Below are 22,709 nucleotides of genomic sequence, written 5' to 3'. Positions count from 1 at the left end.
AGCGCAGGAAGGCTGACCTGCCCGTTCGTGCTCGGTGGGCATCCGTTCCGGTGAGGGGGTCCCTCGTCCGAACGGCCGAGGTTCGCCGGGCGCGGAATCCGGGGCGCCTCAGGCCTCGAAGCGCTCGGCGTCGACCATGCGTGCGACGAGCTCGGTGAAGGGCACCGTGGGGGCCCAGCCGAGGGCGGTCCGGGCCCGGGTCGCGTCGCCCACGAGCAGGCTCGGGTCGGCCGGGCGCAGCAGGGCGGGGTCGACCTCGACGAGGGGTTCCCAGTCCTCGATGCCCGCCCGGGCGAAGGCCGCGGCGACGAGGTCGCGCACCGTGTGGGCCTCGCCGGTGGCGACGACGTAGTCGGCCGGCTCGTCGTGCCGCACGGCCCGGACCATCGCGTCGACGTAGTCGGGCGCCCAGCCCCAGTCGCGGCGGGCGTCGAGGTTGCCGAGGACCAGCCGGTCGGCCCGCCCGGCGGCGATGGCCGCGACGGTGCGGGTGATCTTGCGGGTCACGAAGGTCTCCGGCCGGCGCGGCGACTCGTGGTTGTAGAGGATGACCGAGGTCGCGAACTGCCCGCGCGCCCGGGCGATGCCGACGCCGTGGTGGGCGAGCGCCTTGGCCGCGCCGTAGGGGCTGACCGGGCGCACCGGGGTGTCCTCGTCCTGGGGCGCGACCGGCGGCTCCCCGAAGATCTCGGCGCTGGCGGCCTGGAGGACACGCACCTCGCGGCCGGTCCGCTCGCCGACCCGGCGGGCCGCTTCGAGCAGGACGAGGGCCGCCGTGCCGCTCACCCGGGTCGTGAGCAGCGGCTCGGCCCACGACTGCGCCACCGAGCTGACGCCGCCGAGGTTGTACAGCTCGTCGGGCGCGACCCGCTCGACGAGGCCGGCGAGGTCGTCCTCGGGCCCGCCGAGGTCGACCTCGTGGACCACCAGCCCCTCGGGAGCGTGCCCCCGAGGTCTTCGCGCCGGACCAGCCCGTGCACCTCGTGGCCCTCGGCGAGCAGGCGCTCGACGAGGAAGCCGCCGTCCTGCCCGGTGGCCCCCGTGACGAGGGCGGTGCTCACCGGTCGGCGCGCAGCAGCGCGCGGTCGGCGTCGACCATCATCCGCACGAGGTCCTCGAAGCCGACGGTGGGGATCCAGCCGAGGCGGTCGCGGGCCTTGGACGCGTCGCCGACGAGGAGGTCGACCTCGGCGGGCCGCATGAAGCGGGGGTCCTGCTGCACGAGGCCGGACCAGTCGTCGATGCCGACGTGGGCGAACGCGACGTCGAGCAGGTCGCGGATGGAGTGGGTGCTGCCCGTGGCGAGCACGTAGTCGTCGGCCTCGGGCTGCTGCAGCATCCGCCACATGCCCTCGACGTAGTCACCGGCGAAGCCCCAGTCTCGCTGGGCGTCGAGGTTGCCCATCGTCAGCGTGTCCTGGCGGCCCTCGGCGATGCGGGCGACGGCCATCGAGACCTTGCGCGTGACGAACTCCGGTCCGCGACGGGGCGACTCGTGGTTGAAGAGGATGCCCGAACTGGCGTGCATCCCGTAGGACTCGCGGTAGTTGATGGTCATGTAGTGGCCGAAGACCTTGGCCACCCCGTAGGGGGAGCGTGGCCACAGGAGGGTCGACTCGCGCTGCGGGACCTCCTGGACCTTGCCGAACATCTCCGAGCTGGACGCCTGGTAGTAGCGGACCTTCCCGAGGTCGTCGCCGCAGTAGAGCCGGACCGCCTCGAGGACGTTGAGGACGCCGTTGCCCGTGACGTCGGTGGTGACCCGTGCGTTCTCCCACGAGTACGCGACGAAGGAGACCGCGCCGAGGTTGTAGACCTCGTCGGGCCGCGCCGTGGCCATCGCGCGGATCAGGCTGGAGAGGTCGGTGAGGTCGCCCGTGTGCAGGTGGACGTCCGGGACGGTGCGTCGCACGAGCTCGCGCTTGGGGTTGTTCTGGCCGCGGACGATGCCGTGGACCTCGTAGCCCTTGGAGAGCAGCAGCTCGGAGAGGTAGAGCCCGTCCTGTCCGGTGATGCCGGTGATGAGCGCGGTGGGCATGGGCGGCAGGGCCTTCCGGTCCGGGTGGCGGGTCGGCGCCATCCTCGCAGACGGCGCCGGGTCAGGCCGGGTGGACGTGGAGGTCGCGCAGGAGGGCGGCGATGCGGTCGTGGGCCGCCTCGGGCGAGTGCTCGGCCTGCCATCGGGCCCGTTGGTCGGCGACGACGGACGCGCGCTCGGTGGGCGCGGCTGCGGCCCAGGCGGCGACGGCCGCACGCAGGGCGTCGGCGTCACCGGCGGCGGCGACCCACGGGTGGTCGGGTCCGACGAGCTCGGGGAGGGCCCCGGCGTCGGTGGTGACGACCGGCACGCCGGCGGCCATCGCCTCGGCGGCGGCGAGCCCGAAGGCCTCGGGGGCGACCGACGGCACGACGAGCCCGTCGACGGCGGTGAAGAGGGCGGCCGGGGTCACCCAGCCGACGCGCTCGACGGTGTCGCCGAGCGGGTCGAGCGCTTCGGCGACCCGCCGGGCGGTGGCGGCGTCGGTGAACCGCGGCTCGCCCGCGAGGACCAGCCGGGGGCGCTCGCCCTCGGGGAGGCCGGCCAGCGCCTCGGCGAGGACCACGAGCCCCTTGTCGACCGTGTGCCGGCCGAGGAACCCCAGCCGGGGCGCCCCCTCGTGGGGCGCGTGCGGGGGGACCGGGCCGGGGTCGGCGGTCCAGTTGGGCAGCACGCTCGTGCCCGAGACCCGGGCGGCCAGCCAGCGGCTCGGGGCGAGGGTGGCGGTGGCCCCGCTGCGGGCGGCGAGCAGGGCCGCGCGGTGCGCCCGGCTCGGCAGCTGGTGGAGGTGGACGAGGCGGTGTCGGCGCCCGGCGGTGGCCAGCGACGGCACGAGCCCGTGGCACCACGTGAGCCCGGTGGTGCCGCGGTGCCACTCCCGCAACTCGTGGGCGTAGCGGCGCCGGTCGGCGTCGAGCCGGTGCACCGGGAAGCCCGCCTCCTCGGCCGCGTCGAGCACCCCGCCCTCGGCATCGGGGCCGACCACCTCGGTCTCGACCCCGAGGTCGCGCAGCACCCCGGCGGTGGCGAGGAGCATCACCTCGCCGCCCCCGACCTCCCCGTTGTTGGCGGCGAGGACGACGGCGCTCACCGCAGGTTCCCGGTGACCGAGTCGTAGACGCCGGCGATGCCCGCCGTCATGTCGGCGCGCGTGGGCCAGCCGGCGGGGAGGGTCGGTCGGGTCGTGGGGTCGAGGGCCTGGCGCTCGACGGCGTCGGCCACCCTCTCGGCGTCGGAGGCCTCGACGAGGGCATCGGCCGGGAGGATCTCCGGGTTGCCGCCGACCGGTGTCGCGACGGCCCCGACGCCGTGGACGAGGGCGTCGAGCAGCGAGTAGGAACAGTTCTCCCACACCGAGAGCTGGACGAGGACGTCGGCCCGGGCCAGCAGCGCGGGGGCGTCGACGTGGCCGGGGAGCCCGACGACTCCGGTGAGCCCGAGGTCGGCGACGAGGGCGCGCAGGGCGGCCTCCTCGGGCCCGGTGCCCGCGAGGGTGAGCCGGGCCTCGGGGCGCCGGGCGTGGAGCACGGCGAAGGCCCGCAGCAGGTCGTCGAGGCGCTTCTCGGGGGCGAGCCGGGCCACCGAGCAGACGTGCAGGCCGGGGGCCCTCGGTGGGGCGACGGGCAGCGGGTCGACGCCGTTGGGGACGACGTGCACCGCCGTTCCCCGCCCGGGGTGCCACTTGGCGCGCAGGGTCTCGGCGGTCGCCTGCGACACGGCGATGACGGCGTCGGCGCGGCGCAGCCGGGCGGTGTGCAGGGCGACCTTGAGCCGCGAGCGCCACGCGGTGCCGTGGTAGACGAGGTCGTCGGCGGCGATGCCGTGCTCGGTGGTGACGACGGCGCTCGACGCCCCGGCGGTGGCTGCCGCGGTGACGACGTCGGCCCAGGACAGGTGCGAGTGGACGACGGCCGGGGCGAGCGAGCGCACGGCGTCCCGGACGGCCGCGACCGACTCGCGGACCCCGTGCTCCGGCCCGACGGGTGCCGTGGTGACAGCGGCACCGAGGGTGCGCAGCCGCTCGGCGAGCGGCCCGGGCGGGCACTGCACGACGAGTCGGTACCCCGGCACCCCGACCTCGGCGGTGTCGAGCACGTGCCGTGCGACCCCGCCGAGCTCGGCCACGGGGACGACCCAGAGGGCGAGCGGCGGAGCGGTCAGAACCACTGCTCCAGCCGATCGAGCGCGACCCAGAAGCCCTCGCCGTGGTTGACGTGGCCCTGCCAGATCTCGGGGATGAACGAGACCCCCGGGGCGTGCCGGTCGAGCTGCTCGGCGAGCACGGCCCAGTCGACCTCGCCGTCTCCGACCTGCACGCCCTCGCCGTCGACGCCCACCGCGTCGACGAGGTGCAGGTGCTCGGTGTGGGGGGCCAGCAGCTCGACGGCCTCGGAGAACGGGACGCCGAGGAAGGTGGCGGCGAGCTTCGAGTGCGACACGTCGAGGCAGAGCCGGCGGCCGTACGTCGTGGCGAACTCGGCTGTGTCGGACGGGCGCACGAAGAGGTTGCAGTAGAGCTGGCCGCCCATGTACCACGGGAACGGAGGGAGCGTCTGGCAGGCCAGGCGCACCCCGGAGTCGTCGACCCGGTCGAGCCCGGCGGCGACCCGGGCGTACATGTCGGGCATCTCGTCGGGGGAGACGTGCCGGTCGGTGGTGAAGCCGCCGACGCTCGAGATGACGACGGGGTCGGCCTCCTGCTCGAAGCGGTCGCGCATCGAGCGGGTGATGTCGATGACCCGCTGCAGCTCCTCGGCGGAGCGCTCCCAGTGCGCGTCGTCCTCGCTCGCGAGGTTGAGGATGAAGTCACCGGCGAACAGGTCGGGGGCGTGGCAGGCGTAGCCCATCGGCAGGGCGCGCGGCACCGCGGTGTGCGGGTCGATCTCGAGGTCCTTGTAGGAGAAGTGGAACTCGAGGAAGTCCGGGGTGCAGTCGGCGATGAGGGCGCTGACGTCGTGGTAGCGCACCGGCAGGCCCCACGGCCGGCGGAAGTCGTACTGGCGGCCCGTGGGCACGGCGTCGGCGAGGTCGGAGGCGTAGAAGAAGTCGCCGGCCGCCATCGCGCGCTTGGCGGTGCGCCCGACGAGGGTGTCGAGGGCGTTGGGCTGCAGGCCCCGGCCGGGGCTCTTGACGTCGACCGCCGCCAGGTCGATGGTCTCGCCGGCGGCGAGGTCACGGGCGGCGACGAGGCTCTTGGCGAGGTTGACGCGGTTCATCATCTCGCCGGTGCTGACGACGCGGGGCTCGGTGGAGCCCAGCGCCTCCTCGACCTCGCGGATCCGCTCGACCATCGCGCGCAGCTCGTCGGGCAGCAGCGAGACCTTGTGGTCGTTGCCCTCCATCGACTTGTCGACGGTGACGTGCTTCTCGACGATCGTCGCGCCGAGGGCCACCGCCGCCACCGGCACGTGGTACCCGCGCTCGTGGCCGGAGTAGCCGACCGGACAGTCGCCGAGCTCGGCGAGCCGGGTGAGGTAGCGCAGGTTGACGTCCTTGAACGGCGCCGGGTAGGTCGACTGGCAGTGCAGCAGTGCGTACGGCGTTCCCGTGGACCGCAACAGGGCCACGCTCTCGCGGATCTCGGCCTCCGTGGACATGCCGGTGGAGACGACGAGCGGGGTGCCCGAGGCGGCCGCGTGCCGCAGCAGGGTGTGGTTGGTCAGGTCGGCGGAGGCGATCTTCAGCGCGGGCACGCCGTACTCGACGAGGGCGTCGAGGCTCTTGGGGTCGAAGGGGGTGCACATGACGTCGACCCGAGCCCCTTGGCGTGGTCGAAGACCTCGAAAAGCCGCTCGGCGGGGAGGTTGAAGCGGGAGAGCAGGTCGAGGGTGTACTGCGGTCCGAGGTCCTCGCCCTCGCTGCCGGTGCCGCCGCGGTAGAGCGCGCCCATGTCGCGCAGCTGGAACTTCACGGCGTCGGCGCCGGCGTCGGCGGAGAGGTCGACGAGGTGCTTGGCGAGGTCGACCGACCCGTTGTGGTTGATGCCGATCTCGGCGATGACGAAGGCCGGGTTGCCCTTGCCGACCTCGTGCCGGCCGACCCGGAAGGCGTCGCTGCGGTTGACCGCGACGGCCACGAGGTGGCCCTGCTCGTCGACGAGCGGCACGTGGTCGACGGCTCCGTGGAAGAGCGTGCGGACCTCGGCCGGCGTGGCGGTGGCCGGCGCGCTGACGGCACCGGTGTTGGCGGCCTCCGAGCAGGGGCGCGAGAGGTCGACCTGGTCCTGCCCGGAGATCCACCGGCGGACGTCGCCGTCGGTGATCGACCCGATGAGGTGTCCGTGCTCGGTGACGCAGAAGACGATGCGCGCCTTGTTGGCGGTGATCTTCTCGAGGGCGCGCAGGACCGGGTCCTCGCCGTAGACGACGAAGGGCGTGACGGTGCGCTCGATGATCATGCGGGGTCCCCGGGGGTCGTGGTCTGGTGCAGGGCGAGCAGCTGCTGCTCGGCGACGGCGAGATCGAGCTCGGTGTCGACGTCGACGCCCTCGACCTCGTCCATGACGAAGAGCCCGGTGCGTCCGCCGATGCGGTTGTCGAGCTCGTCGTACACCCAGGTGCGGGTGAGGTAGAGCGAGCCGGTCTCGCGGTAGCGCAGGGTCTGCGGCGTGAGGTCCTGACGGCGCGGCCGGGCGGTGACGTCGTAGGCGGCGCTCGGCTCGGGGCCGTCGGTCCAGATGAACGGCGCCTGGGGGACGACCCCGACCAGCGAGTCGACCCCGCTGGCCTCGAGCTGGGCGATGGCGCGGGAGGCGGTGCCCGGCAACCGGACCGGCGAGGTCGCCTGGAGCAGCATCACGGCATCGGGGGCGGCGTCGGCGGCCCGCGCGGCCTCGATGGCGTGCCGGACGACGGGCTCGGTGGGGGTGTCGTCCTGCGCGAGCTCGGGGGGACGTCGGAAGGGGACGAGGGCGCCCGCCGCCTCCGCCGCCGCGGCGATCTCGTCGTCGTCGGTGGAGACGACGACGTCCATCGACGGCCGGGCGGCGAGCGCCTGCTCGACGGTCCACGCGATGAGCGGACGCCCGGCGACGAGCCGAAGGTTCTTGCGGGGGACGCCCTTGGAGCCGCCGCGGGCGGGGACGACGCAGAGGATCCTCACCGCGCCATCATCCCCGAGATGGCCTCCGCCGCCGCCCGGGAGGGCTCGAGGGCGGGCCGTTCGGGGAGGGCGTGGGTCCGGTACCCCAGCGGGTCAGGCCGTAGCGGTCCCAGAACGCGGTGAGCCACGGCGGGGCGTCGGGGCAGTGCACGTGGGCCGGCAGCCCCGCGGCCGCCGCCTCGAGGACGCCCGTCGAGAAGACGGCGACGACGGGGGCGCCGAGCTCGCGCAGGGGTCGGCCGCTGCGGTCGATGCTGATGCCCTCGGCCTCGAAGCGGGCGTGGACGGCGCGGGAGGCGCGGTCGCGCTCCGCGGGGTGCGGACGGTAGGCGGCGCCGTTCTCGCGGCAGAACGACTCGGCGGCGGCGACGAGCCGCTCGCGGGGCAGTTCGGCGCCGTGCAGCTGGCCGAGGAAGACGGGTGCGGCCGCAGGGTCGGGCTCGGCGAGCGGCGGCTCGCCGGCCTCCCAGAGCAGCTGGGAACCGACGACGACGGGCTCGGCGAGGTCCCGGCGGCCGGAGGCCCAGAAGGCGGCGTCGGCCGCGCTCCAGGCGAGGAGCGTCGTGCCCTCGGCGAGCGGCGGGGCGTCCGGGGTGAGCAGCCCGTGCTGGGCGGTGACGAAGCGGTGCGGTTCGGCCACGGCGTCGCGGGCGGCGCGGCCGAGCGGCAGGTAGTGCCCCGTCGACAGGACGACCTGCGCCTCGCGCGCCAGCCGGGGCAGGTCGTCGTGGAGCACGGCCGTGGACTCGGTCCAGACCCACGGCGGCAGGAGGTCCTTGACGGGTTCGGGGGAGAGCACGGCGACGCCGGCGAGGTCGGGGAGGGTGCGCAGCGGCGAGAGGAGGGCGAGCACGCTCGTGGGAGAACGGGTCTCGAGGCAGACGAGCAGCCGGACGGGCCCCGGGCCGCCGCGCGTCAGGGTGAGCGCACCGGGGCGGGCATCTGGGCGGGCGATCGTGCGCAGCACGCCGGCGACCTGCCCGAGGCGCCGGCGCAGCGGCTGGCGGCCGAGCTGCCAGCGGTGCCACGCCTCGAGGTCGCGGGGGTGGGTCAGGCCGTCCACAGGGCCTCCAGGGCTCGGGCGCGGTGGGTGAAGGTGTGCTCGCCGCGGGTGCGGGCGGCCCCGGCCCGGCGCAGACCCGTGGCCCACGCGTGGTCGGTGGCGGCCCGGCGAGCCAGCTCGGCCGCCTCCTCGACGCCGTCGAAGACCGCGACCTCCGTGCCGGGCTCGTAGTAGCGGGAGACGTCGGCGCGGTCGACGAGCTGCACGGCGCCGACGCCGCAGGCCTCGAAGGTGCGCATCGTGAAGCCGTCCTGGTCGCCGTGGACGTTGAGGGTCGCCCGGGCCCCGGCCATCGCGGCGTAGGCGTCCGGGCGGGTGAGGTCGCGCCCCGCCGCCACGCGCGGGGTGCCCAGCCGCCACGTGCGCAGCCGGTCGACGGGGTGACCGGACCAGTCCCGGCCGTGGGCCCGCACCGGGACGCCGCGGGCGGCCAGGCCCGTGAGCAGGGCCTCGCGAGCCGGGTAGCGCGCGCCGACGAACACGACTTCGTCGGTGGGCCGCGGCGGGCCGAGCGGCTCGTCGGGGTCGTGCGCGAGGGGGACGTGCGCGGCCCGCAGGCCCCGGGCCCCGAGCGCGGCGACGTCGAGCGGGCTGTACGAGGCGATGGGCCCGGCCGCGCCGAGCGAGACCTCGGTGTGGCCGGTGCGGCGCAGCTCGTCGTAGAGCCAGAGGACCCGGCGTTGCCGGCGCTGCTCGACCAGCTCCCAGAATCCGTCGTCGAAGGCGTCGCCCTTGACGACGAGGAGCACCTCCGGGTCGTGCCCGGTGACGGCGGCGCGGGCGCGGGCCCCGAGGAGGGCCCGGCGCCGGGAGTCCGCTCCGCCGAGCCGCTCGGGCAGGTCGTGCCCGAGCTTGGCGGCCACCCGACCGAGCCCCCGGTGCTCGTCGTACCGGACCGTCGTGACGCCGTGGCCGAGACCGGTCAGGGCCCGCTCGAGGGGGCGCCAGTACCCGTGGAACGCCGGGCTGAGGACGAGGACCCGGGACGGACCCGTCACGACGTCAGGCCGCGGCGGGCCAGCTCGTCGAGCGCGTCGTCCCAGGCGGCCGCCCCCGCACCCGGCTTGTCCCACGACCAGCGGATGAAGTCGACGATGGCCTCGCGCGCGGTCCAGGTGGGCTCCGGGGCGCCGGCGTCACGCAGCCGCGCCAGGTCGGCACAAGCGTGCTCGATGTCGCCGGCGCGGTGCACGTCGACGTGCGTGACACCCGGTGAGGGCAGCGGGCTGCCGGCGATCGCGGCGTCGGCGAGGTCGAGCAGGCTGGTGCGGACCCCGGTGCCGGAGTTGAGGACACGCGGGGTGCCGGACTCCGGCGGGTGGTCGACGGCCCAGGCCAGCAGCGCGGCGAGGTCGGCGACGTGCACGAAGTCGCGCGTCTGGTGGCCGTCGCCGTAGACGGAGAGCGGCCGCTCCTCGCGCAGCATCGCGAGGAAGGCCGCGAGCACGCCCGTGTAGGGGTTGTGCAGCGCCTGGCCGGGGCCGATGACGTTCTGCGGGCGCAAGACGGTGAGCGGCACCTCGGCGCCGCACTCGGCGGCGGCGGCGTCCTCCGCGAGCGACTTGGTCTCGCCGTACACCGACACCGGGCGGTGCGGGTCGTCCTCGTGCGAGGCGACGGGAGACGCTGCGGCGCAACAGCGCTCGCCGAAGACGGTCCCGTGCTCGGCGCACTCGTACCGGCCCTCGCCGTAGACGGCGCGCGAGCTCATCGACACGAGGGCGGCCCCCGGGCGCGGGCGAACTCCGCCGCCAGCCGGGTGCCCTCGACGTTGACCCGGTGGTAGCGCTCGGTCTCGTACATCGACTGCCCGGTGCCGGTCTCGGCCGCGAGGTGGACCACGCAGGTGACGCCCTCGGGCAGCCCCTCCCAGGCGGCGGGGTCGGCGACGTCGCCGACGACGACCGGCCCGGGGAACGCGGCCACGGCGGCCTCGGGGTCGGCGTGCACCTGCGGGTGGAGCAGGTCGAGGGCGACCACCTCGTGCCCGGCGCCGACGAGCCGCCGCGCGAGGTGCTGGCCGATGAACCCGGCGCCGCCGGTGAGCAGGACGGTCATCGGGTGGCCTCCACGACCTTGGCCGGGACGCCGGCGACGGTGGCCCCGGCGGGGACGTCGCGGGTGACGACGGCCCCGGCGCCGACGGTGGCGCCGTCGCCGATGCTCACGCCGCCGAGGACGACCGCCCGCTGGCCGACGAAGACGTGGTCGCCGATGGTGATCGGGCCGGTGCCGTGCACGACCGAGCGGTCGCCGCGCCCGTGGTCGGTGGACGCGACGAACACCCCGTCGGCGAGGACGACGTCGCTGCCGATGCGCACGGGGTCGATGGCGTGCACGTGGACGTCGTGGCCGAGGTAGACCCGGTCGCCGACCGTGATGGACCCGTCGGCCCCCTCGGCCTGCAACCACGCCCCCTCGTGCACGGCGCACCCCGCGCCGAGGGCGATGTGCTCGACGCCGCGCAGGATCCGCGGACGGACGACCACCGTGCCCGCACCGAACGCGGCGAACGCCCTGCGGTAGACGGGGGTCCGCGCTCGGGCGAGGTGCCAGCGCAGCGACGGCGGGGCCTCGACGAGGCGGCGGGCGGTGCTCATCGGCATCCTCCGTGGATGAGCCGCAGCTCCTCGCGGGCGGTGGCGACCGGAGCCACGTCGCGCCCGGCGAGGCGTCGGCCGGTGTTGGCGACCGCGTTGACGGCGGTGGCGGCGGTGAGCGCGGCGGCCAGCCGCCGTCGACCGCCCCAGCGCCCGGCGTAGGCCATCCGCGACTCGACGAGCCAGCGGCGGCGCAGGCCCGGGTCGGAGGACCCGCCGCCGATGTGCGTCAGCGACACCGTGCCGGCGAAGACCGACGGCACGCCGGCCTCCCGCAGCCGGCGCTGGAGGTCGACCTCCTCGGAGTTCATGAAGTACCTCTCGTCGAAGCCGCCGACGGCCCGGAACGCGTCGGTGGGCAGCAGCATGGCCGCCCCGACGACCCAGTCGACGGGCAGCACGGCACCGGCGACGGCCCGCGTGTCGTGGCCGACGGCCTCGCGCAGGGTCCGGCGCCCCCGGAACCGGGCGAGCGGGGTGAGCCACTCGACGGCCTGGTGCGACACCCGGGGGAAGTGCCGGGCGGTGGGTGCCGGTGTGCCGTCGGCGTCGAGGACCAGGGGCCCGACGACGGCCGGCTGCCACGGCGCCGCGGCGGCGAGCAGGTCGGCGACGAAGGTCGGGCCGAACGACACGTCGCTGTTGAGCACGAGCAGGAGCGGCGCGGTGACGGCCTCGACCCCGGTGCCGACCGCGGCCCCGAAGCCGCCGTTGCGCTCGCGGCGCACGACCACGGCGCCGGGCACGTCGGGGAAGGGCTCGGGGGAGGCGTCGTCGGCGACGACCACCTCGAGGGCGACGTCCCGCTGCGCCAGCAGCGCCCGCACGGTCTCGAGGGTCGGGGCGGGGTCGCCGTGGTGGGGCACGACGACGGCGACCTCGGGCACGGTGGCCCCGTCGGGCTCAGCCGTCATGTCCGCCCCCGGTGGGCACGGGGTCGAGGGAGCCGAGCCGGACGAGGTGGGCGAACTCGGGGCTCGCCGCCCGGACCTCCTCGAAGGTGCCGGCCGCCGCGACCCGCCCGCGCTCGAGGAAGACGACCTGGTCGCAGTGCCGCACGGTCGAGAGCCGGTGCGCGACGACGAGCACGGTCATCCGGCCGTGCAGGGCGGTCACCGTCTCGGTGATGCGGCGCTCGGTCTCGTTGTCGAGGGCCGACGTCGCCTCGTCGAGGACGAGGAGCACGGGCTCGCGGTAGAGCGCCCGCGCGATGCCGACCCGCTGGCGCTGCCCGCCGGAGAGCCGCGACCCGCGCTCGCCGACCCGGGAGGCGAGCCCCTCGGGGAGGTCGGCGACGAGCGGCCCGAGCTGGGCGTCGCGCACGGCGGCCGCGAGGCGCTGCTCGTCGACGAGGTCGGCCGGCTCGCCGAGGGCGATGTTGGCCCGGAGCGTGTCGTCGACGAGGAAGACGTCCTGGGGCACGAGCCCGATCGAGCGCTGCCACGAGGCGACGTCGGAGGCGATGTCGCGGCCGTCGGCGAGCACCGCCCCGGACACCGGGGTGTGCAGCCCGAGGACGGTGTCGACGAGGGTCGTCTTGCCCGCACCGCTCGTGCCGACGAGGGCCACCGAGGTGCCGGCCGGCACGGTGAGGTCGATGCCGTCGAGGACGTTGACGTCGCCGTCGGAGTACCGGTGCACCACGTCGCGCACGACGAGGGACTCTCGCAGGGGCAGCCGCTCGGTGACAGCCGGGTCGTCGCCGGGGACGTCGGGGAGGTCGGGGTCGGTGAGGTCGGCGAGGACGAGGGCGACCCCCGGCCGTCCCATCCGGACCATCTGGAGCGAGGCCATGATGCGCGTGAGGCTCGGCAGCATCCGGAAGCCCGCGGCGACGAAGAGCGACAGGGTGGTCAGGGTCGTGGTGGAGTTGCCCTGGGCGAAGGCGACCGCGACGAGCACCGCCACCCCGCCGATGAAGGTCAGCTCGAGGACGCTCTTCGGCAGGTCGGTGAGGAAGCTGCTCGTGCGCCGGGCGGCGGCGTAGCGCAACCGGGCCGACCGGTAGCGGCCGAGGAAGACCTCGGACGCCCGGCGGACCCGGATCTCCTTGATGCCCTGGATCGTCTCCCAGGAGGTCAGCGCCATGTCGAGCGAGGCCTCCTGGAAGACCGTGCCGACCCGCTCGGAGCGTGCGCTGACCAGCCGCTGGAAGAGGAGCCCCGCGGCGCCGAAGTACAGCACCGCGGCGAGCGCCGGCAGGGGGTCCATCACGAGGAGGACGACGGCGAGGGCCACGACCGAGACGAGCTCGGTGACGACCGAGATGGCCCCGGCGACGACGAGGCTGTAGGTCTGCCCGACCGACTCGCCCATGACGCGGTTGAGGTCGGCCGTGTGCCGCGCGAGGTGGACCCGGTAGGGGGCCGCGAGGTAGCGGCGCAGCAGCGACTGGGCGGTGTCGGCCTCCTGGACGGCGAGGAAGCCGACCATCCACCACCGGAAGGCCAGGCCGACGGCGGTCTTGGCGACGAAGGCCACGAAGACGACGAGGGCGATGATCGTCGCCAGCCGGTCGGGCGGCGGGTTCCCGAAGAGCGCGGAGAAGCGGCCCAGCAGGCCCGTGGTGGGGTCGGCACCGGTGAGCAGCTGCATGAGGGGGACGACGCTCGCGACACCGACGACCTCGAGCAGGGCGGTGAGCACCGAGCCCGCGACGGCGAGCCCGAGCCGTCGCCGGGTGTCGGGGGAGAACAGGACGGACATCCCGCGGGGGATTCCGAACACGCGCATCCTCCCGGTGTGTGGCGGGTGTGGTCCCAGTGGCGACAGTGTAGGGGCGGTGTGACGCGCACGACCGGTGCTGCGTGAAGACCGCGTCGGTGTCCGCGCCTACGCTGGGTCGGGTGACCGACTCACCGATCGGGGTGTTCGACTCCGGCTACGGCGGCCTGACCGTCATGCGGGCGATCCTCGACCAGCTGCCCCACGAGTCGGTGGCCTACTTCGGCGACACCGCCCGCGCGCCGTACGGCCCGCGCCCCATCGCCCAGACCCGCGAGCTGGCCCTCGAGTGCCTCGACCGGCTCGTCGAGCACGGCGTCAAGGTCCTCGTCATCGCCTGCAACACCGCGTCCGCGGCCGTGCTGCACGACGCCCGCGAGCGGTACGACGTGCCCGTCGTCGAGGTCATCCGCCCGGCCGTGCGCCGGGCCGCCGCGGCCACGCGCACCGGACGCGTCGGGGTCATCTCGACGCGCGGCACGCACCAGTCCGGCGCCTACCTCGACGCCTTCGCCGCGGCGCCGCACCTCGACGTCGTGTCCACCCCGTGCCCGCGCTTCGTCGAGTTCGTCGAGGCCGGGGTCACCGGCGGCCCCGAGCTCGTCGGCGTCGCCCACGAGTACCTCGACCCGCTGCGCGAGCGGGGCGTCGACACCCTCGTCCTCGGCTGCACGCACTACCCGCTGCTCACCGGGGTCATCTCCTACGTCATGGGCGACGACGTCACGCTCGTGTCGTCGGCCGAGGAGACCGCCAAGGACGTCTTCCGGGTGCTCGCCGACGCCGACCTGCTGCGGCCCGACGACCTGCCCCCGCCGTCGCACGGCTTCACGACCACGGGCGACACCGACGAGTTCCGGCGTCTCGCGGTCCGCTTCCTCGGGGTCGGCTCGTCGGTCGGCCCGGTCTTCACCTCGCCGCCCACCGTCGTCCGGGCGGGGATCGCATGAGGCTCACCGTCGTCGGCTGCTCGGGGTCCTTCCCGGGCCCCGACTCGCCCGCGTCCTGCTACCTCGTCGAGGCCGAGCACGAGGGGCGCACGTGGCGGGTGCTCCTCGACCTCGGCAGCGGCGCGCTGGGCCCGCTGCAGCGGCTGGTCGACCCCACGTCGCTCGACGCCGTGCTGCTCAGCCACCTGCACCCCGACCACTGCGCCGACCTGCTGGGGCTCTACGTCGTGCGGCGCTACCGCCCCGAGGGGCCGCTGCCGGCGAAGCTGCCCGTGCACGGCCCGGCGCCCACCGCCGAGCGGCTCTCGCTGATGTACCACGGCCTCGAGCCCGGGGGGATGGACGGCGAGTTCGCGTTCTCGGTCGTCGCCGACGCCGAGCCGTTCACGGTCGGGCCGTTCCGGGTCACGCCGTACGCCGTCGAGCACCCGGTCGAGGCGTACGGGTACCGGGTCGAGGCCGACGGCGCGGTGCTGGCCTTCACCGGCGACACCGACGACTGCCCGGGCCTGGACCCGCTGCTCGCCGGCGCCGACCTCGCGCTGCTCGACTCCGCGTTCGTCGACGGGCGGGACGACGCGCGCGGCATCCACCTGTCGGGGTCGCGGGCGGCCGGCGCCGCGGTGCGGGCCGGTGGGGTCGGGCGGCTGGTCCTCACGCACGTCCCCGCCTGGAACGACCGCGAGCTCTGCCGGGCCCAGGCCGCGTCCGTGTGGCCCGGGACGGTCGAGGTCGCCTCGGCCGGCGACGTGTTCGAGGTCGGACCCCCGACCCCGAACGCGTTCGGCGTCCCCGTCGACCGCGCGGCCGGCCTGCGGATGTGGGCCGACTACCGCGCGGCCCACCCCGGCCTGCCGTCCGAGGACGAGGTCTACGTCGACCACTTCGGCGACGGGCCCCGGATCGCCGACGAGCTGCTGGCCTACATCACCGACGGCCCCAAGCGGGCCACGGCCGGGCTCGTCGCGTCCTACGAGCACGACGGCGACGCGCTGCCCCGCGTCGGGTCGCACTGGGTGGCCTGCGACGGCTCCGGCGCACCGCGGGTCGTGCTGCGCACCACCGAGCTGCGGGTCGGCCCGCTCTCCAGCGTCGACGAGCGCTTCGCGTGGGACGAGGGGGAGGGCGACCGGTCGCTGGCGTACTGGCTCACCGAGCACCGCCGCTTCTTCGGCCGCGAGTGCGAGCGCATGGGCATCGGGCTCTCCGACGACCTCGAGGTCTGCTTCGAGCGCTTCCGGGTGGTCTGGCCGCCCGAGCACGCCGACTCCTGAGCCCCTCGGGAGGCGGGTCCCGGGGCGTCAGTCCCGGGCAGGCAGGATGCCGCGCTCGCGCACGACGTCGTCGAGCTCGGTCCACATGTGGTCGGCGTTGAACCGCTCCTCGACCGAGCGGCGGGCGGCGGCACCGAGCCGGGCCCGGCGCTGCGGGTCGTCGCGCAGGGCGGTGAGGGAGGCGCGCCAGCCGTCGACGTCGCCCTCCCGGACGAGCACCGCGGTCTCGTCGTCGGTGAAGTAGTCGCGCATGGCCCGGGTGCCGGTGACGGCGACGGCGCACCCGGACGACGCCGCCTCGAGGGCCACCGACGAGCCGGTGGGGTAGGCGAGGTCGCGCGTCGGCACGGCGACGACCTGCGCGCGCCGCAGCATCTCGCGGTAGGTGGGGAGCGGGACGGTGCCGTGCACGCGGACGTTCGGCGGCAGGTCGAGGCCGTCGAGGTTCTCCGGCTTGCAGACGACGTCGAGGGTCAGGTCGGTGCCGCGCACGGCCTCGACGAGGGTCGCGTAGTCGCGGCCGCGGTCCTGCCCCACGGCGAGGAGCTCGATGTCGCGCTCACCATCGCCGGGTGTGTAGAACCGGTGCGAGACACCGTAGGTCACGGGGAAGAGCCGCTCCTCGGGGATGCCGAGGTCGACGAGCGTGCCGGTCTCGTGCCGGGACAGGTGGGTGACGAGGTCGGCGCTGCGCATCCGGCGGCCCAGCCGGGCCCGGGTCGCGCGGTCGGCGGTGCGGACGTCGTCGGCGAGCCAGCACGACCAGACCACCAGGGGGGTCGAGCGGAACGGCGGGACGCGCAGGCCGCGGCCGATGCCGGCCAGCATCCCCTCGCGCTCGAGGAGCGCCAGCACGAGGTCGGCCCGGTGGACCGCCCCGAGGGAGCGCACCGTGCGCTCGACGGGGATGCCGCTGCGGTGCTCGACGACGTCGCGGACCTTGGCGGCCGGGCCGGTGACCGGGGGCGGGGGTCCGGCGAGCTCGTGGCCGCGCGAGGCGAGGACGTCGACGCCGTAGGGGAGGGCCGAGGGCACCTCGCCGCGCTCGAACCGGGCACGCCACGCACCGAGCGGGTGCTCGGTGAGGAGCAGCGTGCGGGTGCGGGCGGTCATCGTCGTGAGGTTAGCCTGACGCCCATGACGCGACACGACGGACGCACCGCCGACCAGCTCCGCGACGTGCGGATCACCCGCAACTGGCTCGACCACGCCGAGGGCAGCGTCCTCGTCGAGTTCGGGCGCACCCGTGTGCTGTGCGCCGCCTCGTTCACCGAGGGCGTGCCGCGCTGGCTCAAGGGCCGCGGCACCGGCTGGGTCACGGCCGAGTACGAGATGCTGCCGCGCTCGACGAACACCCGCAGCGACCGCGAGTCGCGCCGGGGCAAGGTCGGCGGCCGCACCCACGAGATCAGCCGGCTCGTCGGCCGCAGCCTGCGCGCGGTCATCGACACCTCCGCGCTCGGCGAGAACACGATCGTCCTCGACTGCGACGTGCTCCAGGCCGACGGCGGCACCCGCACGGCCGCCATCACCGGGGCCTACGTGGCGCTGGTCGACGCCGTCGCCGACGCCACGGCCCGTGGGCTGGTCAAGCCCGGTGCCGAGCCGCTCACCGGGTCGATCGCGGCGGTCAGCGTGGGGGTCGTCAAGGGCGAGCCCGTGCTCGACCTCGACTACCCCGAGGACTCCACCGCCGAGACCGACATGAACGTCGTGATGACCGGCGACGGCCGCTTCGTCGAGGTGCAGGGCACTGCCGAGGGCGTGCCCTTCGACCGCGAGCTGCTCGGCCGCCTCCTCGACCTCGCGACGACCGGCTGCGCCGAGCTGACCCGCGCGCAGGCCGCCGCCCTCGAGGCCCCCGCCCGGGAGCGCGTGCAGTGAGCCGCCGGGTGGTGCTCGCGACCCGCAACGAGCACAAGGTCCACGAGCTGCGCCAGATCCTCGCCGGGCTGGTCGACGAGCTCGACCTCGAGATCGTGTCCGCCGCGGAGGTCGACGGGCCCGACGTCCCCGAGACCGAGGTCACCTTCCTCGGCAACGCCCGGCTCAAGGCCGTCGCGCTCGCCGAGGCGACGGGGCTGCCGTCGGTCGCCGACGACTCGGGGCTGGCCGTCGAGGTGCTCGGCGGGTCGCCGGGGGTGTTCTCGGCGCGCTGGTCGGGTTCGCACGCCGGGTCCGGCGCCGCGCGGGCGGACGTCGACCGGGCGAACCTCGGCCTGCTGCTCGAGCAGGTAGCCGACGTGCCGGACGAGCACCGGGCCGCTGCCTTCGTCTGCGCGGCCGTCGTCGCGATGCCGGACGGGCGGGTCGAGGGCGTCGAGGGCCGGGTCGAGGGCGTCCTGGGTCGCGCGCCGCGGGGGACCAACGGGTTCGGCTACGACCCGGTGTTCCACCCGACCGGCGACACCCGCACGCTCGCCGAGTACACGGACACCGAGAAGAACGCGATCTCCCACCGCGGCAACGCCTTCCGTGCCCTGGAGCCGGTGCTGCGCTCGCTGCTCGGCTCGGACCCCCAGGTCTGACGCCGGTGAGCGGGACGCCGGTCTGCTCGGTCGTCATCCCCACGTACAACGGGGCGGCGACGATCGGTGAGCAGCTCGCGGCCCTGGCCGACCAGACGATGACCGAGCCGTTCGAGGTGGTCGTCGCCGACAACGGGTCCACCGACGGGCTGGCCGCCGTCCTCGACGAGTGGCGCGAGCGGCTGCCGCTGCTGCGGCGGGTCGACGCCTCACGGGCCCGCGGTGTGTCCGTCGCGCGCAACGAGGGGATCCGCGCCGCCGCCAGCGACCGGCTGCTCATCTGCGACGCCGACGACGTCGTCGACCGCGACTGGGTGCGCGCGCTGTCGTCCGCACTCGACGAGCACGCCTTCGTCGGAGGTGCGTTCGAGACCGAGACCCTGTCCGGGCGGTCGGCCGCGTGGGTGCCGGTGCCGACGCGCTCGGACGGCCTTCTCGAGATCTGGGGTGTCGCCTACCCCATCGGTTGCAACACCGGCTTCCGGCGCGAGGTCTTCGACGCGGTCGGCGGCTACGACGAGGGCTACCCGCCCGGGGCCGAGGAGATCGACTTCGCTTGGCGTGCACGGCTTCAGGGCTACGCCGCGGCCTACGTTCCCGACGCGCTGCACCACTACCGGATTCGCACCGACCTGCGCGGCGTCCTCCGACAGCAACGGAACTCCGGACGGGGCGTCGTCGCCCTGTACGAGCGGTTCCACCCGGAGGGAGTTCGCACCCTGTCACTGCGCCGACGGCTCCACCACGAGGCCCTGCTCGTCGCTCGCTTTCCGTGGCGTGGGCCCTCCCCCGAGCGTCGGCGATGGATGTCCCTGCTGGCTTTCGAGGCCGGCAAGCTCGCTGAGGCCACGGCCCGGCGGGTCCGCGCGCCCTGATCCGACGTGCCGCGGGTCGCCCGCTCCCTCCGGGACCGGGCGTGCCACGATGTGCACGCCCGGGACCCGAGCGCGGAGGCCAACGAGATGGATATCCCCGACGAGCTGCTCGACACCATCGAGGGGGCCTTCTGGCCTCCCGATGTCGACCTGTTCCGGACCCTGCTCGCGGCGACGGCCACCCACCTCCCCGGTGACCTCGCGGAGCTGGGCGTGTTCTACGGCAAGTCAGCCGTCCTGCTCGGGGCATCGCTCGGGGACGGGGAGGTGCTCACGGTCGTCGACCTGTTCGAGGCCGGGGCCCCGGACGAGCAGAACCAGGGCGAGAACGACGCCTCCTACGCGGGCTTGACCAGGGCTGCGTTCGAGGCGAACTACCGGCGCGTCCACAGCGCGCTGCCCGTCGTCGTCCAGGGCCTCAGCGAGAGCATCGTCGACCACGCCCGACACGGCACTCACCGGTTCGTGCACGTCGACGCCTCGCACCTGCACGCGCACGTCGTCGCGGACATCGACGCCGCGCGACTCCTGCTGGCACCGGACGGGATCCTCGTCCTGGACGACTTCCGCGAGGAGCACACCCCCGGCGTTGCCGCAGCGGCCTGGCAGGCCGTGCTGACCAGCGGTCTTCGCCCGTTCGCGGTCTCTCCGCACAAGATGTACGCGACCTGGGGCGACGGCAGCCGATGGCAGGCGGCCGTCGAGGAGTGGGCCACGGGGACGACGTGGGTGCTGGAGCGGCAGGTCGTCAACGGCGACAGCCTGGTTCGGATCGGCAGCCCCGTGTCGGGCACGCTTCCGCCGGACCATCCGGCACGGCGGTTCGTGCCGCCGGTGGTCTGGCCCCTCGTCCGTCGGATGGGGGAGCGCGCCGGCCTCCGGACGGGCGGGACTCGCGACCAGCGCTGAGCGGCGGTGGCGCCCGACCTCCCGGCGCTCACGGGGCATCGGTGCGAGGATGACGGTGCTCACGGACCGGTCGGCGAAGGGATGCGTGTGAGACGGCTCGTGGTGGCCCCGCACATGGACGACGAGTCGATGGGCTGCGGTGGCCTGATGGCCAAGTACCCCGACGAGTGCGTCGTCGTCACCGTCACCGACAGCGGGCCCGTGCGCGCGGCCGAGCACGAGCGGGCGATGGGCGTCCTCGGCGTCACCGACACGCGCAACCTCGGCTTCGAGGACGGCGTCACGGGGCAGCACATGACCGAGCTGGTCGGTGCGCTCGACGCGGTGATGGGGGAGGTGCGGCCGGACGAGCTGTACCTGCCGTTCCCGTCGCTGCACCAGGACCACATCGCGGTCTACGAGGCGGGGATGCGCTCCTCGCGGGTCTCGATGTCGGCCGACCACTGGTTCCCGCCGAGCGTGCTGGTCTACGACATCGCCGCCTACGACGTGAACCTCTACCCGTCGGACCTGCGGTGGAACGTCTTCGAGGACCTCACCGAGGAGCAGGTGACGAAGAAGGCGCTGGCCTGCACCGCGTACCAGTCCGAGATCCCCACCGAGATCCACCCGATCAACTCGGTCAAGCAGCTCGCGGCGGCGGCCGGGCTGGTGCGGCTGATGGCCTACGCGGAGCAGTACGCCCTCGTGCGCCAGGTGCGACGGTGACGGCGGTGCGGGTCGCGATCCACCAGCCGGACCTGCTGCCCTGGAGCGGCTTCTGGTTCAAGATGGCCAACACCGACCGGTTCGTCCTCGCCGTCCACGACCAGCTCCAGAAGCACTGGGTGCAGCGGCGCGTGACGATGCGCGACTCGTGGGTGACCCTGCCGCTCGTCGGGAAGCCGCACCTCGTGCCGATCAACACCGTCGAGGTGAAGCCGGGGTGGCAGGACCACCTCGTCGCCTCGATGGAGGGTCGGTACCGCAACGCGAGGCACTGGCGGACGCGGGGGCTCGAGGTGGTCGACCTCGTGCGGTCGGTGCAGAGCCACAACCTCGCCGAGATCAACATCGAGCTGATCCGCGGGGTGCAGCAGATGCTCGGCATCGACACCGAGCTGGTCGTCACCGACCCGCCGCGGGAGGCGGGGCTCGAGCGGGTGCTCGAGGTGCTGCAGGAGGTCGGGGCGACCTCCTACCTTTCGGGCACCGGTGCGCGGGACTACATCCGCGACGAGGGGGAGCGCCGGTTCGCCGAGCTCGGCATCGAGCTGCGCTGGTCCGACCACGAGAAGACGACCGGCGACTCCATCGTCACGGTGCTCGTCGACCACGACGACCCCCTGGAGGTCGTGCTCCGCCGGCACGCCCCCGCCTGACGGCGGGTCACCGGGCGCACCAGGAGGGGTGTGGTTCCCGGGATGCAGTCGCCGCGACCGCAATCCCTCCCCGAACGGGAGGTATCCCTCGCCGGGGGACCGGGATCCCTCCCCGGGTGACCGGGATCCCGGACGGGGCGACAGGATCCCGGCTGCTCACCACCTGCTCCCGGCGCTGAGCAGGCGTCAGCCGCGCCCCAACCGGCGTCGCGCCGCGCCGGCCAGGCGGCGGGCCCCGACGTAGGCCGCCCCCGCCCGCCCGTACCGTGGGCCCCGCGACATGTAGTGCGCCACCGTCGTCGGCCCGTCGACCAGCGACGGCGACCCCGGAGCCGTGATCACCTCGAACGCCCGCCCCAACGCCTCGCGCACCGCCGCGGACGAGTGCCGCTCCAGCACCCGCGAGCGCCCGAGCTCGACCCGCGCCTGCAACGAGGACCGGTCGTGGTCGAACGCGTCCATCGCGGCGAGCGTCGCCTCGGCCATCCCCACGACGTCGGAGTCGAGGACGACGGACGCCACGTCGGGCGTCAGGTACTCCTTGGCCCCGTCGCCGGTGAACCCCACGACGTAGCAGCCGGCGGCCATCGCCTCGGCCCCCGGCAGCCCGAAGCCCTCGCGCTCGGCGCCGAAGAGGAAGATCGCCGCCCGCCCCAGCTCCTCGGCGACCTGCGCCTGGGTCATCCCGTCGACGAGCACGATCTCCCAGCCGTCGAGCCGCCCCGAGCGCCGCAGCAGCTGCACCGCCCCGATGAGGTCCTCACGCCGTCGCCGGGGCATGAGGGCCAGCCGGCGCTCCTTCTCCAGCGGCACGAACCACTGCTCGATCTCGACCGGCACGGCGTGCACCGGGAAGCCGGGCGGGCAGGCGTGCTGGAGGAAGGTGACGATCGCGTCGGACACCCCGAGCGCGCAGGTGGCCTGTGGCCAGCCCGGGTAGTCGCCCGGCACGTCACGCAGGAAGTCGGCGTCGGCGAAGACGAAGTCCATCCCCTGGCAGAGCATCACGGTCGGCACGCCGGGGTTGAGGCCGGCCCACCGGCCGCCGCCCGTCTCGGGCATCACGAGCACGTCGCCGGCGGCGAACGGCAGCGCGAGCCCCGTGTCCACCGGCGCCGTGCTGCCCCAGCCGGGGTAGGCGAAGCCGGGCGTACCGTGCCAGACCCGCGCGTCGTGGCCGAGCGCGACGAGGTGCTCGACGTAGTTGTAGATGACCTTGATGCCGCCGGACGGCGTCGGCAGGTCCGGCGCCATGACACGGATCACGCGTCCACCGTACCCATCGGG

General features: G+C 74.8%; 21 protein-coding genes and 2 pseudogenes. 8 read left to right on the top strand and 15 right to left on the bottom strand.

Going from position 1 to position 22,709, the window contains the following annotated elements:
- Positions 1 to 108: 108 nt before the first annotated feature.
- The 13 genes and pseudogenes from G7075_RS09765 to G7075_RS09705 all read right to left on the bottom strand — a co-directional run bounded on the left by G7075_RS09765 (position 109) and on the right by G7075_RS09705 (position 13,528).
- Positions 109 to 1,061, bottom strand: a pseudogene (locus tag G7075_RS09765) (GDP-mannose 4,6-dehydratase).
- Positions 1,058 to 2,038 carry a GDP-mannose 4,6-dehydratase gene (locus G7075_RS09760; protein WP_166121412.1) on the bottom strand — a complete coding sequence of 327 codons (981 nt, stop codon included), beginning with the start codon at positions 2,036 to 2,038 and terminating at the stop codon, positions 1,058 to 1,060. The pseudogene G7075_RS09765 and the gene G7075_RS09760 overlap by 4 nt, the downstream one beginning before the upstream one ends.
- Before the next feature lie 61 nt (positions 2,039 to 2,099).
- Complete coding sequence (locus tag G7075_RS09755) at positions 2,100 to 3,128, bottom strand: glycosyltransferase (RefSeq protein ID WP_166121410.1); 1,029 nt, start codon at positions 3,126 to 3,128, stop codon at positions 2,100 to 2,102.
- The gene (locus tag G7075_RS09750; RefSeq protein WP_166121408.1) at positions 3,125 to 4,204 is read right to left on the bottom strand and encodes a glycosyltransferase family 4 protein; all 1,080 of its coding nucleotides are present in this window, start codon (positions 4,202 to 4,204) and stop codon (positions 3,125 to 3,127) included. Before G7075_RS09750 ends, G7075_RS09755 begins: the two co-directional genes overlap by 4 nt.
- On the bottom strand, positions 4,195 to 5,781 hold the full coding sequence (locus G7075_RS09745; protein WP_205860678.1) for an N-acetylneuraminate synthase family protein: 1,587 nt from the start codon (positions 5,779 to 5,781) through the stop codon (positions 4,195 to 4,197). Before G7075_RS09745 ends, G7075_RS09750 begins: the two co-directional genes overlap by 10 nt.
- Positions 5,718 to 6,434: a CBS domain-containing protein gene (locus tag G7075_RS22245; RefSeq protein ID WP_205860677.1), complete on the bottom strand. Its 717-nt coding sequence runs from the start codon at positions 6,432 to 6,434 to the stop codon at positions 5,718 to 5,720. The genes G7075_RS09745 and G7075_RS22245 overlap by 64 nt, the downstream gene beginning before the upstream one ends.
- Positions 6,431 to 7,138, bottom strand: coding sequence for a cytidylyltransferase domain-containing protein (locus G7075_RS09740; RefSeq protein WP_166121406.1), 708 nt, complete (start codon positions 7,136 to 7,138; stop codon positions 6,431 to 6,433). Before G7075_RS09740 ends, G7075_RS22245 begins: the two co-directional genes overlap by 4 nt.
- A gap of 7 nt (positions 7,139 to 7,145) precedes the next feature.
- Positions 7,146 to 8,201: an RNA-binding protein gene (locus tag G7075_RS09735; RefSeq protein WP_166121404.1), complete on the bottom strand. Its 1,056-nt coding sequence runs from the start codon at positions 8,199 to 8,201 to the stop codon at positions 7,146 to 7,148.
- Positions 8,189 to 9,199 carry a glycosyltransferase gene (locus tag G7075_RS09730; RefSeq protein WP_166121402.1) on the bottom strand — a complete coding sequence of 337 codons (1,011 nt, stop codon included), beginning with the start codon at positions 9,197 to 9,199 and terminating at the stop codon, positions 8,189 to 8,191. The genes G7075_RS09735 and G7075_RS09730 overlap by 13 nt, the downstream gene beginning before the upstream one ends.
- A pseudogene (locus G7075_RS09725) lies at positions 9,196 to 10,259 on the bottom strand (NAD-dependent epimerase/dehydratase family protein). Before G7075_RS09725 ends, G7075_RS09730 begins: the two are co-directional and overlap by 4 nt.
- Positions 10,256 to 10,801, bottom strand: coding sequence for a DapH/DapD/GlmU-related protein (locus G7075_RS22240; RefSeq protein ID WP_205860676.1), 546 nt, complete (start codon positions 10,799 to 10,801; stop codon positions 10,256 to 10,258). Before G7075_RS22240 ends, G7075_RS09725 begins: the two are co-directional and overlap by 4 nt.
- Positions 10,798 to 11,715, bottom strand: a complete 918-nt coding sequence (locus G7075_RS09710; RefSeq protein ID WP_166121395.1) for a glycosyltransferase family 2 protein — start codon at positions 11,713 to 11,715, stop codon at positions 10,798 to 10,800. The genes G7075_RS22240 and G7075_RS09710 overlap by 4 nt, the downstream gene beginning before the upstream one ends.
- A complete protein-coding gene (locus tag G7075_RS09705) occupies positions 11,705 to 13,528 on the bottom strand; it encodes an ABC transporter ATP-binding protein (RefSeq protein ID WP_166121393.1) in 1,824 nt (607 codons plus the stop codon). Before G7075_RS09705 ends, G7075_RS09710 begins: the two co-directional genes overlap by 11 nt.
- 119 nt (positions 13,529 to 13,647) lie before the next feature.
- Between G7075_RS09705 and murI the strand changes: the two genes are divergently transcribed.
- Positions 13,648 to 14,475 carry a glutamate racemase gene (gene murI, locus G7075_RS09700; protein ID WP_166121391.1) on the top strand — a complete coding sequence of 276 codons (828 nt, stop codon included), beginning with the start codon at positions 13,648 to 13,650 and terminating at the stop codon, positions 14,473 to 14,475.
- Positions 14,472 to 15,749 (top strand): MBL fold metallo-hydrolase, encoded by a 1,278-nt coding sequence (locus G7075_RS22725; protein WP_166121389.1) that lies wholly within the window; start codon positions 14,472 to 14,474, stop codon positions 15,747 to 15,749. Before murI ends, G7075_RS22725 begins: the two co-directional genes overlap by 4 nt.
- A gap of 27 nt (positions 15,750 to 15,776) precedes the next feature.
- Here the strand turns inward: G7075_RS22725 and G7075_RS09690 are convergent, their stop codons facing one another.
- Positions 15,777 to 16,862, bottom strand: coding sequence for a glycosyltransferase (locus G7075_RS09690; protein ID WP_166121387.1), 1,086 nt, complete (start codon positions 16,860 to 16,862; stop codon positions 15,777 to 15,779).
- 24 nt (positions 16,863 to 16,886) lie between these two features.
- On the opposite strand from G7075_RS09690, the gene rph reads away from it, so the two are divergent.
- The 6 genes from rph (at position 16,887) to G7075_RS09660 (ending at position 21,422) form a co-directional block, all read left to right on the top strand.
- Positions 16,887 to 17,633 carry a ribonuclease PH gene (gene rph / locus G7075_RS09685; protein WP_166121385.1) on the top strand — a complete coding sequence of 249 codons (747 nt, stop codon included), beginning with the start codon at positions 16,887 to 16,889 and terminating at the stop codon, positions 17,631 to 17,633.
- A complete protein-coding gene (gene rdgB / locus G7075_RS09680) occupies positions 17,630 to 18,277 on the top strand; it encodes an RdgB/HAM1 family non-canonical purine NTP pyrophosphatase (RefSeq protein WP_166121383.1) in 648 nt (215 codons plus the stop codon). The genes rph and rdgB overlap by 4 nt, the downstream gene beginning before the upstream one ends.
- 5 nt (positions 18,278 to 18,282) lie before the next feature.
- On the top strand, positions 18,283 to 19,152 hold the full coding sequence (locus G7075_RS09675) for a glycosyltransferase family 2 protein (protein WP_166121381.1): 870 nt from the start codon (positions 18,283 to 18,285) through the stop codon (positions 19,150 to 19,152).
- Positions 19,153 to 19,239: 87 nt separating this feature from the next.
- A complete protein-coding gene (locus G7075_RS09670; protein WP_166121379.1) occupies positions 19,240 to 20,061 on the top strand; it encodes a class I SAM-dependent methyltransferase in 822 nt (273 codons plus the stop codon).
- Between the two features lie 87 nt (positions 20,062 to 20,148).
- A complete protein-coding gene (locus tag G7075_RS09665; protein ID WP_166121377.1) occupies positions 20,149 to 20,769 on the top strand; it encodes a PIG-L deacetylase family protein in 621 nt (206 codons plus the stop codon).
- Between the two features lie 5 nt (positions 20,770 to 20,774).
- On the top strand, positions 20,775 to 21,422 hold the full coding sequence (locus G7075_RS09660) for a WbqC family protein (protein WP_166121376.1): 648 nt from the start codon (positions 20,775 to 20,777) through the stop codon (positions 21,420 to 21,422).
- A 186-nt stretch (positions 21,423 to 21,608) separates the two neighbouring features.
- On the opposite strand, the gene G7075_RS09655 is transcribed toward G7075_RS09660, so the two are convergent.
- Entirely contained in the window at positions 21,609 to 22,688 is a 1,080-nt protein-coding gene (locus G7075_RS09655; RefSeq protein ID WP_166121374.1) for a glycosyltransferase, read from the bottom strand.
- Positions 22,689 to 22,709 lie beyond the last annotated feature (21 nt).

Source organism: Phycicoccus sp. HDW14 (genome assembly GCF_011383005.1).
In the GTDB taxonomy this organism is placed as follows: Bacteria; Actinomycetota; Actinomycetes; order Actinomycetales; family Dermatophilaceae; genus Phycicoccus.
This window is presented reverse-complemented; position numbering and strand designations above follow the sequence as displayed.

Excerpts from the sequence above, each read along its gene's own strand:
- G7075_RS09760 (WP_166121412.1), bottom strand. The coding sequence starts at position 2,038 with ATGCCCACCGCGCTCATCACCGGCATCACCGGACAGGACGGGCTCTAC.
- G7075_RS09745 (WP_205860678.1), bottom strand. The coding sequence starts at position 5,781 with ATGTGCACCCCCTTCGACCCCAAGAGCCTCGACGCCCTCGTCGAGTAC.
- G7075_RS22245 (WP_205860677.1), bottom strand. The coding sequence starts at position 6,434 with ATGATCATCGAGCGCACCGTCACGCCCTTCGTCGTCTACGGCGAGGAC.
- G7075_RS22240 (WP_205860676.1), bottom strand. The coding sequence starts at position 10,801 with ATGAGCACCGCCCGCCGCCTCGTCGAGGCCCCGCCGTCGCTGCGCTGG.
- G7075_RS09710 (WP_166121395.1), bottom strand. The coding sequence starts at position 11,715 with ATGACGGCTGAGCCCGACGGGGCCACCGTGCCCGAGGTCGCCGTCGTC.
- G7075_RS22725 (WP_166121389.1), top strand. The coding sequence starts at position 14,472 with ATGAGGCTCACCGTCGTCGGCTGCTCGGGGTCCTTCCCGGGCCCCGAC.
- G7075_RS09690 (WP_166121387.1), bottom strand. The coding sequence starts at position 16,862 with ATGACCGCCCGCACCCGCACGCTGCTCCTCACCGAGCACCCGCTCGGT.
- rph (WP_166121385.1), top strand. The coding sequence starts at position 16,887 with ATGACGCGACACGACGGACGCACCGCCGACCAGCTCCGCGACGTGCGG.
- G7075_RS09670 (WP_166121379.1), top strand. The coding sequence starts at position 19,240 with ATGGATATCCCCGACGAGCTGCTCGACACCATCGAGGGGGCCTTCTGG.